The organism is Microbacterium sp. 05N427, assembly GCF_056397105.1.
Genome location: NZ_JBFTMT010000005.1, coordinates 92099 through 103952, shown reverse-complemented (window position 1 = coordinate 103952; position 11854 = coordinate 92099). Strand labels below are relative to the sequence as shown.

Genomic DNA, 11854 nt, shown 5'->3' with positions numbered 1-11854 from the left:
GTGGATAGCGACTCGAGACGAATCGCGTTCAAGGATACCTTCTGCCTCCGCGTCCACTGCTGAACGCGGGCCCGGGAGGATCTCGTGCCGCTGCCGCTCAGCGGTCCGGAAGGGGCGTCGAGCTCGTCTGCACGGCGTCGATGTTCTCGCGCCAGGACCGGGACTGGCCGGCGCGCAGGGCGCACAGCACGAGCAGGAACCATCCGGCGTTGACGAGCGTGAAGCTCTCGAACACCGAATCGACGGCGAGGGCGACGAGCACGAGAGGCGTCCAGGCGTACACGACGGAGCGGCGTACGCTCGCGACCAGCCAAGAGCGCACGAGGGCGACGCCGCCGAGCAGGCAGAACAGCAGGAGGCCGCCTGCGCCGACCTGGAGGAGGGTGTCGAAGAACGCGTTCAGCGCACTGCCGTGGTGGTCGTTGGTGAAGTAGTTGATCGAGTTGAACGGGTAGAGCGCGTCGTTCCAGAGGCCGAACCAGCCCCACCCCTGTGCGGGGCGCTGCTGCACGTAGGTGAGCAGGTTGCTCCACAGGTCGACTCGGATGTTGAAGTCGCTGCCCGCGTCGAGCACGGCGACGACGCGGGTGCGGAAGATCGCGATCGTGATGAGCACCGCGAGGACGACCCCGCCGATCGCCCACTGCAGAGGGCGCCTGCGGGAGACGGGGGCCTGCCGCACGATCACCAGCGCGACGCTGGCCGCGCCCACGGCGGCCGCGAGCACGAGCACGGTGGGCGAGGCGGAGAAGAGAGCGAGGAATCCCGCCACCACCACGGAAGGGATCGCGATCGCCGCCGAAAGCGACTGCGAGCGCCACTCCACCACGAACGTGATGACGGCGATGACCGCGATGAAGCCGAGCATGTTGCGCGTGCCGAACAGGCCCTGGATCGGCCCTCCGACCGCGAGCTCGCCCTGGATGCCGAGGAAGCGGAACGGAATGTCCAGCAGGATCCCGCTCATGATCTCTGCGATCAGCGATGCACCGAGCAGCATGCGCAGCGCGTCCCCCAGCGCCCTCACGGTCTGCAGGGTGTCTCTGATGTGCCCGACGACGACCGCGATCACGGCGTATCCGGCCAGGGCGGCCCAGGCCTTCAACGAGGCGGCGGACGCGGTCGACCAGACCGCGCTCGCGAGCGTCCAGGCGAGGAACGCGAGCAGCGTCGACGGCGCGAGGCGCAGCGGGCTGAGCTCCTCGCGCCGCACCCAGAGGATGCCGACTCCGATCACGCAGAGCACGGCGATGATCGTGTTGAGCGTCGCGGACGAGGTGAACGCGGAGATCGCGAAGGAGCCGAACACGCTCAGCAGCGCGCAGGTCGAGTAGGCGCGCGCCATCTCGACCGAGGCGAGCGTCCTCGCCAGGCGTCGCCGCGGAGTGGTCATGCCGTCCGCCGGCGCGACTGCGGCGGCGCGCCCTCGCCGGGGCCGGATCCCACGAACGGCGAGATCTTCATCTTGAACGACAGCAGGATCAGCAGCAGCCAGCCCCACAGCATGATCGGCGTCGATTCCGCGAGCCCCAGCACCAGGAGCATCGCGACGAGCGCCGTCGGCAGCAGTGACAGTGCGGCGTAGGGGCGGTCCTGCAGGAGATCCCAGCGGGGCCGGTCGACGGCGAAGAACCAGGCGCGCCACGCGAACGCGAAGAAGGCGATCGCGATGAGCAGCACGCCGAGGACGCCCAGCTGCAGGAACACGTCCAACCACATGTTGTGCGCCATGAACACCGTGATGCGGTGGTCGATGATCCAGTCGTGGAACGCGGGGTCCCACGGCACCCACGGCGAGGAGAACCCGTTGCCGAAGACCGGGTGCTGCACGGCGCGCGTCCACACCTTGCGCCAGATCTCGAGGCGTCCGGTGAGGTCGGAGGACTTGCCGAGGGCTCCGAACAGCGCGTCGCGGGCGAACCAGGCGGCCGCTGCCCCGACCACGGCGAACGCGGTGAACAGGGCGTACACCCTGGTGCGTCCGTGCGGCGCCCGCGCGCGGCGCATGAGCAGGGCGGCGCCGAGGACGAGCACGCCGACCGCGAACGACGCGTACGCGGTGGCGGAACCTGCTCGGAGGAAGAAGAACGCGGCGAGCACGATCCAGACGAGCAGCGCGGGCCTGCGTCGTGCTCCCTGCGCGTAGAGCAGCGCGAACACGACGAGGGCGAAGGCGCACAGGATGCCGAGCGTGTTCGAGTTGCCGACGATGCCCTGCACCCGGCCGCTGTCGAACAGGTCGCCGCGCACCCAGTACCAATGCGGATCCGGCTTGCCCGCGGGCAGCTCGGAGAAGAACGGCAGCAGCGGATGCCTCAGGGCGAGCGCCACCCACAGCTCGAGCAGCAGCGAGAGCCCGAGGATCCACTTCAGCGCGCTCGAGAGCGCGCGCACGATCTCGAGCCAGCTCAGCGTGAACGCGATGAACAGGGCGACGACGGTGATCGCCGCCTGCAGCGTCCAGGTGAGCAGGGTCGCCCAGGGCCATCCCGACCAGAACACCGACAGCAGCGCCAGCGCCGTGTATCCGAGCGCCGTCCACGGCATCCGGCGCCAGGGGAATCGCGCAGGCCGGGCCAGCGCGATGCGGGGGATCGCGAGCCCGAGCGTGCCGAGAAGCAGCACCCCCAGCACGACGGCCGCCCCGTCCGCGCCGAGCAGGTTGAACACCGCGGTGTGCGCGAACACGCAGAACAGCAGCAGCACGATGTGCGCGCGCAGCAGAAGGTGCCCGGTGGACTCGCGTGCCGGAGCGCTCGGCGGGGGTGCCGTGGAGAGTCGGGAGTGCTGGGCCATCGTGGTTCAGAGTACCGCCCGTGTCCTGTGACGTCGGGAGCGCGGCCGGGCCTTCGAGACGCCGGTGCGACACGCCGTACGCGTCGAAGAACGTTCAATGCGTGCTTGAGGGTTTACGATCCGCGACTTGACCAGGACGAATGACACGGGTGTAATTAGTAGTGCAACGCGGCCCGCGGGGCACCCGGGGGGATACGAGGGAGAGGGCGACATGACGGCATACCGTTCAGACGTTCCCGACGACTGGTTCGTTGATCCGGTCCAGTTGGGGGTGCCGGGCGTCCGTCGCCCGACCGAGGGGGACGACAACGCACTCGCGTGGCAGAGCGACGCGCTCTGTTCGCAGACCGATCCAGAGGCCTTCTTCCCGGAGAAGGGCGGCTCGACCCGTGACGCCAAGCGCATCTGCACGTCCTGCGACGTGCGCGGCGAATGCCTCGAGTACGCGCTCAACAACGACGAGCGCTTCGGGATCTGGGGCGGGCTCTCCGAGCGCGAGCGCCGCAAGCTCAAGCGCCGCGCCGGCTGACGCACTTCGACAGCGCTCGGTGACCGGCACTTCGACGGCGCTCAGCGACCGGCACTTCGACAGCGCTCAGTGACCGGGGCGGAGCGTGCTCGGTGACTGCCGTCCCCGCCTGGCCCGAGCAATGCGTATGCCGGGAAAACCGGGACGCGCCCGCGTCCCATCCCACCAGCCGGCGGTGGCCCGCTTAGGCTGACCCCGTCATGTCTGCCCGAGTACACGCCGTCCTCGTCGCCCGTTCGGGTGCGACCTCCCTCGCGCGCCTGCTGCGCGCCCTCGATGCGCTGGCCGCGCAAACCCGCCGGCCGGATGCGCTGACGATCGTCGCATGCGGCTCGTCGAGCGCCCTCCGCGGCAGCGCCCGCGTCGCCGAGGCCGCAGAAGCGGTGATCGAGACCAAGGCCTCCACGACGCTCGCCGCCGCGGTCGCCCTCGCGCTGCCGCGCGTCGCCGATGATGCAGCGCTGTGGATCCTCACCGAGGATTGCGCTCCCGCCCCCGCGGCGCTCGCGCAACTCGCCGGGGCACTGGAGCGCTCACCCGCGGCGGCGATCGCCGCGCCCAAACTCGTCAGCGCCCTCGACGAGCACCGCATCGTGTCGTTCGGGCAGAGCATGACCCGCCTCGGCCGTGCCGTCGACCCCGCACGCGGGGAGCTGGACCAGGGCCAGCACGACGGCATGGACGACGCGCTCGGCGCCGATGCCCGCGGTCTGCTCCTGCGCGCCGGTCGTGGGCTCCGCCCCGACGCCGGCCTGGGCGGACGCGACGAGGGGCTCGACCTCGGCATCCGCGCGCGCCTCGCGGGCGGGCGCCTGGTGCTCGCCGCAGGCGCGCGGATCGTCGTCGACGACGGCGCAGAGACCGAAGGGACCGCCGCGGACGCGTTCGCGCGGCGCCGCGCACAGCTGCACCGGCGCCTGAGCTATGCTCCCGCCGCCGTGGTGCCACTGCACTGGCTCTCGCTGCTGCCGCTCGCCCTGTGGCGTTCGATCACTCACTTGACGGGCAAACGCCCCGCCGCCGTGCTTCCGGAATGGGGCGCGGCGGGACTCGCCATGGTCTCGGGATCCGCCGTCACCCGCTCCCGCCGGGAGATCCACGCCGACCGCAGCGCGAGCTGGGCGAGCATCGCTCCGCTCCGCGTGACTCGCACGCAGCTGCGCCAGCGCCTGGACGACGGACACGGCACCGAGGCCGGCGTGCATGAGGACCTCGGATTCTTCTCCGGTGGCGGCGCCTGGGCGGTGCTCGCCGCACTGGTCGCGGGCGTCGCGCTGTTCGCCTCGCTGCTGGCCTGGCCCGCCCTCGGCGGAGGCGCGCTGCTGCCGTTGCGGCAGACCGTCGCGGCGCTGTGGCGCGATGCCGCGTACGGGCAGCACGGCTTCGGGGTCGACGTGGTCGGCCCGGCGGATCCGTTCTCCGGTGTGCTGGCCGTGCTCGGCTCGCTCTGGCCGGGGTCGCCCTCGTACGCGCTGCTGCTGCTCTGGGTCGCGGCTCTGCCACTCGCCGTCCTCGGCGGCTGGTTCGCGGCCACCCGGATCACCGACAAGCCGGGATTGCGCATCCTCGCCGGCGTCGTATGGGCGCTCGCTCCCACCTTCCTGATCGGCCTCGCTGAGGGGCGCCCGGCCGCAGCGCTGCTGCACCTGCTGCTGCCGTGGGTGTTCCACACGGCTCTCGTCGCCCAGCGCTCCTGGGGCGCGGCAGGGGCGGCGTCTCTGCTGACGGCCGCCGCGCTGGCCTGTGCGCCTTCCCTCGCTCCCGCGTTCGTGCTGCTCTGGCTCATCGCCATCGTGTGGCTGCTCGCGCGCCGCACGGTGCGCGGCGCCGTGCGCATGATCTGGGTGCTGGTGCCCGCCGTCGTCGTGTTCGCGCCGCTTGCGATCTGGCACGCGGCACACGGATCCCTGTGGGCGCTGCTGTCGGATCCCGGTGCGATCGTCGTGGCGCCGCAAGCAGCCGCAGACGCGGCAGGGCGTCTGTCGCTGCTCGCCGGTCTGCCGACGATGGACCAGGCGGGCTGGCCCGCGCTCCTCGGTGTCAAGGACACACCGTGGGTGCTCTGGCTGGCTGCTCCGCTCGCACTGCTCGCCGTGTTCTCCACCATCACGCGTCGCTGGAGCGTCGGGATCGGATCCCTCCTCGTCGCCGCCGCAGGTCTCGCCACCGCGTTCGCCGCAGTCGGCGTGACGGTCGCCTTCGCGCAGTCGCAGGCCGTGCCGCTCTGGCCCGGCACCGGGCTGAGCCTCGCCTGGATCGGCGTGCTGGGTGGGGCCCTCGTGACCCTGGACTGCGCGATCACCCGTCCGGCCCTGCGCAGCGCCGCCGCTCTCATCGCCGCCGCCGGCGTCGTGGTGTGCGCGGTGCCGACAGCCGTGTCGTTCGTCGCAGGCACCGCGACCATCCAGCGCGGTGAACTGACCACGCTGCCGGCCTATGTGAACGCGCAGGCCCGCGCCGATCGCGAGCTCGGCACCCTCGTGCTGAGCGCGCAACCGGACGGCGCCCTCGCCAGCACGGTCGTGTGGGGCGCGAGCGCGACGCTCGGTGCGCAGTCCACGATCATCAACACCGCGACCTCCGTGCCAGGCAAGAATTACACCGAGCTGACGGTCGACCTCGTGTCCGCGCGGCAGTTCGATGCGCCCAAGGCGCTCGGCGCGCTGGGCGTGCGCTTCGTCCTGGTGCAGGCGGGATCGGACAAGGAGACGTCGGCGGAGCGTTCGCTGCGGCTGCAGTCCGAGACGGCCCTGGACCAGCGCGCGGGCTTCGTGCGCGTCGGCGAGACGGCCCGCGGCGTGCTGTGGCGCATGAATGCCGAGCCGGCCGCCCGCGGGGGGCTCAGCGTCGGACAGCGCGCGACCGCGCAACTCGTGGTGACGGTGGAGCTCATCGTGCTGCTCGCCGCGCTCCTGCTCTCGATCCCGACTCGTGCCTCGCGCCGTGCCGCGCGTGCGGTTCCCCGCGCCGTCGGCGTGCTGCCGGAGCGGGCTCCCCGCCCGGTCAAGCCGCAGCGGGAGCGCCCCGCGCGTGCCTCGAAGAAGCGCAAGGCCGCGCCCGCGTCCGTCGTGGTCCCCGCCATCGTGTCCGCGCCCGGCGATGAGGTCGCGTCGGACGCCGGCCCCGTATCCGCCACCGCGGCCGATGCCGAGGCTCCCGCCGAAGCCGAAGCCGAAGCCGAAGCCGAAGCCCTCGCGGTCGCCGAGGCTCCCACGGAGACGGGGCACGAGGAGGCGCCGGCCGAGGCGGCCGCAGAGGCTCCCGCAGAGCCCGATGCGACTGCGGCGGAGACCACACCAGAGCCCGCGACCGTGAGTGAGCCCGCGGGCGACGTACCCGCGCAGGACGCAGCGGACGCCGCCCCGGATTCTGCCGGCCCGGAACCGGATCACGATGAACCCCGCCCCGATCCCGGCGCCGATCCCGACCCTCGGGATCCAGGATCCGCACCCGCCGAGACCGCATCCACGCCCGCGAAGGAGGCAGACGCATGAGCCGCAGGACTTCCGCTCGTCTCGTCGCCACCGGCGCCCGGCTGACCGCCGGCGTCGTCGTCTCGGCCGCCTGCGTCGCGGGCGCCGTGATCGCGATCCCCGCGGCCTGGCCGACGATCGCGAACGAGCCGGCGCACACGACGGTCAAGCCCGTCGCGGGCGACACGCTGCTCAGCTGCGCAGGGTCCTTCCTCGCGCTCGGACGCGATGCTGCCCAGGCCTCCCAGCTCAGCGTGGCGGGCACCCCGAAACTCGTCAGCGGGGCGGCTGCGGGCGCGAACCTGACCTCGACCGAGCTCGGAATGTCCGATCTGGTGGGGACCACCGTCGCGCCAGGGTTCACCGCCTCCCCGCAGAACAGGGAGCCGGCGCTCGTCGCGGCGGCCCAGTCGGTTACGGTCTCCGCCGACGACCTCTCCGGGTTCGCGGCGTCCGCGTGCCGTCCGCCCAGCCAGGAGTCCTGGATCGTGGGCGGCGCCGGCACCACGGGATCGAGCGACATCCTGCTGATCGCGAACCCCGGTGCGGTCACGGCGACCGTGACCTTCACCGAGTACGGCTCGACCGGCGGCACCCATTCCTCCGAGCTCGTGGTGCCCCCGCGCACCCAGTCCACCGTGCCGCTCGTCGCGGGCTCGGCGGGGGAGAGCAGCCCCGTCGTCAAGGTGACCTCGAGCGGAGCCCCGGTGCGCGCGGCGCTGCAGTCGAGCCTGATCCGCACCCTGGATCCGGTCGGCATCGACGTGCAGGATGCGATCGCGCAGCCCCAGAAGGACTTCTCGCTGCTCGGCGTGCGAGCCCTGGTCGGCTCGAACGACGACGACAACGCTTCGACGGCCGTGCGCCTGCTGGCCCCGGACGCCGATGCCACGGTGACTCTGCAGCCCCGCAACGCCGCAAACGGCAGCAAGGTCGGCGACCCGAAGACCGTGAAGCTCACCGCGGGCCAGGTCGGATCCGTCAACTTCTCCGCGCTGAAGCCGGGGCTCTACTCGATCGACCTCGAGGCCAGCACGCCCGTGGTCGCCGCGGCCTGGCAGACCACCGGCACCGCCAAGGGATCAGACTTCGACTGGATGACGCCGGCCCCCGCCCTCACCGGCGCCACGGCGTTCGCGGTGGCGGACGGACCCGCACCGCAGCTGCACCTGCAGAACGCGTCGGCTCAGACGACCACGGTCGAGCTCACCCCGATCGACGGCGGGACGACTCAGCGGGTCACGCTGCAGCCCGACGGTGCAGCGACGGTCGCGATCCGCGCCTCCACGACGTACACCCTCTCGTCGCCCACGGCCGTGCGCGCCGCGGTGGTCTATTCGGGCATCGGTCGGCTCGCGGGATATCCGGTCTGGGCGACCGACGCCGCAGMGGCCCCGATCACGGTCTATCAGCGCTAGGCGTCGGGCACGGCGCCCGACGCGCCGGGCACGTCACTCGTCAGCGTCGAAGCCGCGCGGATCCATCTCCCACGGCTCGCGCCCGATGTACTGCGCGGCGGCACGGAACACCGCGCCCTCGATCGCGACGCGACGGTGCGATGCGTCGTCGTGACCGGGTTCGAGCAGCCGTTCGATGGGAACGCGGAACAGGACGATCCGCTGCGCCTGGGTGTCCACGAGCCAGCGCGGCAGCCCGTCCGGATCCGAGTGGGTGGGCATCGCGGCGATCTCGATGCGCACGGGGCGCAGATCCGGCCACATCGAGCGCAGCAGTTCCACCGCGGATCCGACGTGCAGATCGAACGAGTCGAGTCGTCCGTCGAGGGGCGGAAGCGGCGGCCGCACGACCGAGCTGCGGCCCAGGCGGCCGTGGCGGCCGTGCCGGTCGCCACGACGCGGGACGACCGCGCGGCGGGAGGGGCGGACACGGCGCATGCCGCCAGTCTAGGCGTCGCCGGAGCTCTCTGCGGCAGGCGGGCGGATCCGGCGGTCGTGCGCGCGGCCTCCCGGCATGCACGGCGCAGAACCCTAGCCTGAAGGGGATGTACGGACGACTCTGCTCCAAGGTGGGCTGCGCGCGCGAGGCCGTGGCGACCCTCACCTACGATTACGGCGACCAGATGGCGGCGTTGGGCCCGCTCGGGGCCGGGAACGACCCGCACGCGCACGACCTGTGCGCGATCCACGCCGAGCGCCTCTCTGTGCCGGCGGGCTGGATCGTCGTCCGGCACGAGACCCTGCAGGCCTGACCCTTCGTCTCGCTGCGCTCGCTCAGGGACCGTTCGGCGGTGATCACACGCCCACGTCGACGCCGCTGAGGCGCTGCACGCGCACGTCGGCGAGGGCCAGCGCGCGACGTTCGCGCTCCCGGCGCAGCACCGTCGCCGCGACGAGCACGGCCTCGGGGGGAGCAGCGGGCATCGGCGAGATGTAGGCCGATGCCTCGGTCAGCAGCTCGTGCGCGATCCGTACTCTGGCGGCGGGCAGCAGTTGCGTCGTGCTGTCCAGGAACTGCGAGATCCGCCGCGCGAGCCGATCCGGCATGCGTGCGACGTCGGCGATCGCCGCCCAGGCCTCGAGCCCCGGTGGCATCACGAGCACTCGCGCGACGAGGCGCGGCGTGCGCACCTTCTGGCTGTACGTCCCGGCGACGAGGTCGCCCAGGCGCTGCGACCGCGCGGTGAAGGCCGCGGTCAGGAAGGCCACGGCTCCGAAGGTGAGATAGGTCTCGAACACACCGATCAGGGAGCGGATGAGCGCGTGCCGAAAGCCGGCGGCGCCGCCGTCGATGCGCACGATCCGCCCGCCCACCGCGAGCTTGCCCAGGCTGCGACCGTGCGTCAGGGTCTCGATCGTGCACGGCACGATCAGGAACGCCGTGACCAGAGCCAGCACGGAGAGGATCCCATCCAGCGCAGGATCGCCGAAGGCCCCCAGCAGCCAGTAGCGCACGGCGATGTACCCGACGAAGACCGCCCAGCTCAGGACGCCGTCGATCAGCGCGCCCAGCGCGCGGAAGAACAGGCCGACCGGCTGGACCTCGATCGCGACGGCCTCGCCGGACAGGACCTCGTCGCCGGGATCGAGCGCCGCGATCGAGTGCGCAGCGCCCACCGAGTTCGAGGCGCTGGCATCCGACATGGGTACAGTAAAACACGTGGACGCCGACGCACTTGCCGATGCCAGGGGCCGTGAGTGGGCGCGCCTGGACGAACTCAGCCGGCAACCTCTCGACGGCGCCGGCGTCGACGAGCTCATCACGCGCTACCGCGCGGCATCGGCCGATCTGGCCGATCTGCGCAGCTCGGTGGGCTCCTCGCCGCAGAGTGCGCACGTCTCCACGATCCTGGCCAGGGCGCGGCTGCGGTTGACGGGGCAGGGCGACAACGTGCTCCGACAGATCGCCCGCTTCTTCACCCTGCAGCTGCCCGCCGCGCTGTACCGGCTGCGCTGGACCACCCTCGTGATCGCACTCGCGAGCCTCGCCGTGATCGTCGGGGTGGCGATCTGGATCAGCGCGGATCCGGCCCTCGTCGCGGCGCTCGGATCCAAGGCTGACCTGCAGTACTACGTCGAGCACTCCTTCACGGAGTACTACACCGAGAACCCGGCGGCCGAGTTCGCGGGCCTGGTGTGGACGAACAACGCCTGGATCGCGGCGCAGTGCGTGCTGCTCGGAGTGACCGGCATCTGGCCGATCATGGTCCTCCTGCAGAACGCCGTGAACGTCGGCCTCGCGGTCGGCGTCATGTTCGCGTTCGGCCGCGGTGACGTCGTGGTGCTCTACCTGCTGCCGCACGGCATGCTCGAGCTGACCTGCATCTTCGTTGCGGCGGCGGCGGGCCTGCACATCTTCTGGGCCTGGCTGGTGCCGGGGGAGCGCACCCGCGGCGAGGCGCTCGCGGCCGCAGGGCGATCACTAGGCATCGTCGCGATCGGACTCGTGTTCGCCCTCGGACTCTCCGGTCTGGTCGAGGGATTCGTGACCGGCTGGGGACTGCCCTGGCCCGTGAAGATCGGGATCGGTGCGCTCGCGCTGGCGGTGTTCCTGTCCTACATGCTGATCCTGGGCCGTCGCGCGCAGCATCTGGGCGAGAGCGGCGACCTCACCGAGTTCGAGGCCGGCACGCCGACGCTCGTCGCCGGCTGACCCCCCCCGGATCCGGCTCCGGATCCGGCTCCTGCGCCCAACGCCGAGCGACAGACGCCGAGACCGAACCTCCGTCCCGAGACCGCGGTTCTCATCGTCGGTCTCGGGACGCAGGTTCGGTCTCGCGGTCAGCGCTCGCGGTCAGCGGGGGCGGGCGGGGGCGGGCGGCTGGTCGAACAGGGCGCGGTAGGTGAAGCCGGCGATCAGGGCGCCCAGGATCGGGAAGATCACGAACACCCACAGCTGCGCGAGCGGCGCGATGCCTCCGTAGATCGCCGTGGCCAGCGAGCGTGCGGGGTTCAGCGAGGCGTTGTCGATCGGCAGGGTCGCCAGCACGCCCAGCGTGAGCGTCAGTCCGATCGCGACGCCCGCGAAGGGCGTGCCGCGCGTCGGATGCGTGACGCCGAGGATCACGAACAGGAACAGCGCCGTGAACGCGACCTCGGCGATGATCGCGGCCCATACCCCGAATCCGCCGGGGGAGAGCGACCCCCAGCCGTTGCTGGCGAAGCCCGCGTCCTGCGCCCGGGGCAGCCAGCCGTCAGGGCCGAACGTGCCGATCAGCGTCAGCACCGTCGATGCCACGACGCCTCCGACGCACTGCGCGACGATGTAGGGACCCGCGTCCCGCCACGCGATTCGTCCCGCGGCCGCGGCGCCGAGCGTGACGGCGGGGTTGAAGTGCCCGCCCGAGATCGGACCGAAGGCGTACACGCCGACGAGCACCGACAGACCGACGGCGAGCGCTACCGCGAGGTAGACCGAGCCCTGCGCGCCCGGATCCGTGAAGTGGCTCGACGCGAACAGGGCAGTGCCCATCGCGGCGGCCACGAGCAGGAACGTGCCGAGGCCCTCCGCGACCAGGCGCGGGGCGAGCGACGAGGCCGGGGCGGCCGGTGCGTCGACGGGGGAGGAGGACATGGGGCTCCTTGCTGTCTGGCGCCGC

10 protein-coding genes are annotated in these 11854 nt (G+C 72.0%); 5 read left to right on the top strand and 5 right to left on the bottom strand.

What is annotated here, in order from left to right:
* Positions 1-97 precede the first annotated feature (97 nt).
* Entirely contained in the window at positions 98-1393 is a 1296-nt protein-coding gene (locus AC1DG4_RS06255) for an O-antigen ligase family protein (RefSeq protein ID WP_477379518.1), read from the bottom strand.
* Complete coding sequence (locus AC1DG4_RS06250) at positions 1390-2796, bottom strand: O-antigen ligase family protein (protein ID WP_477379516.1); 1407 nt, start codon at positions 2794-2796, stop codon at positions 1390-1392. The genes AC1DG4_RS06255 and AC1DG4_RS06250 overlap by 4 nt, the downstream gene beginning before the upstream one ends.
* Positions 2797-3007: 211 nt before the next feature.
* On the opposite strand from AC1DG4_RS06250, the gene AC1DG4_RS06245 reads away from it, so the two are divergent.
* From AC1DG4_RS06245 to AC1DG4_RS06235, 3 genes are all read left to right on the top strand, one after another.
* Complete coding sequence (locus tag AC1DG4_RS06245; RefSeq protein WP_477379514.1) at positions 3008-3325, top strand: WhiB family transcriptional regulator; 318 nt, start codon at positions 3008-3010, stop codon at positions 3323-3325.
* 200 nt (positions 3326-3525) lie between these two features.
* Positions 3526-6819, top strand: coding sequence for a glycosyltransferase (locus tag AC1DG4_RS06240; protein ID WP_477379512.1), 3294 nt, complete (start codon positions 3526-3528; stop codon positions 6817-6819).
* Positions 6816-8216, top strand: a complete 1401-nt coding sequence (locus tag AC1DG4_RS06235; protein WP_477421132.1) for a DUF5719 family protein — start codon at positions 6816-6818, stop codon at positions 8214-8216. The genes AC1DG4_RS06240 and AC1DG4_RS06235 overlap by 4 nt, the downstream gene beginning before the upstream one ends.
* A gap of 33 nt (positions 8217-8249) precedes the next feature.
* Here AC1DG4_RS06235 and AC1DG4_RS06230 read toward each other — a convergent pair whose 3' ends face one another.
* A complete protein-coding gene (locus tag AC1DG4_RS06230; protein WP_477379508.1) occupies positions 8250-8693 on the bottom strand; it encodes a hypothetical protein in 444 nt (147 codons plus the stop codon).
* A 107-nt stretch (positions 8694-8800) separates the two neighbouring features.
* On the opposite strand from AC1DG4_RS06230, the gene AC1DG4_RS06225 reads away from it, so the two are divergent.
* Complete coding sequence (locus tag AC1DG4_RS06225) at positions 8801-9007, top strand: DUF3499 family protein (protein WP_477379506.1); 207 nt, start codon at positions 8801-8803, stop codon at positions 9005-9007.
* A gap of 43 nt (positions 9008-9050) precedes the next feature.
* On the opposite strand, the gene AC1DG4_RS06220 is transcribed toward AC1DG4_RS06225, so the two are convergent.
* Positions 9051-9899, bottom strand: coding sequence for an RDD family protein (locus AC1DG4_RS06220; RefSeq protein ID WP_477379504.1), 849 nt, complete (start codon positions 9897-9899; stop codon positions 9051-9053).
* A gap of 16 nt (positions 9900-9915) precedes the next feature.
* Here AC1DG4_RS06220 and AC1DG4_RS06215 point away from each other — a divergent pair, with 16 nt between their 5' ends.
* Positions 9916-10908: a stage II sporulation protein M gene (locus AC1DG4_RS06215; protein WP_477379502.1), complete on the top strand. Its 993-nt coding sequence runs from the start codon at positions 9916-9918 to the stop codon at positions 10906-10908.
* Between the two features lie 141 nt (positions 10909-11049).
* On the opposite strand, the gene AC1DG4_RS06210 is transcribed toward AC1DG4_RS06215, so the two are convergent.
* Entirely contained in the window at positions 11050-11829 is a 780-nt protein-coding gene (locus AC1DG4_RS06210; protein WP_477379500.1) for an aquaporin, read from the bottom strand.
* Between the last annotated feature and the right edge of the window lie 25 nt (positions 11830-11854).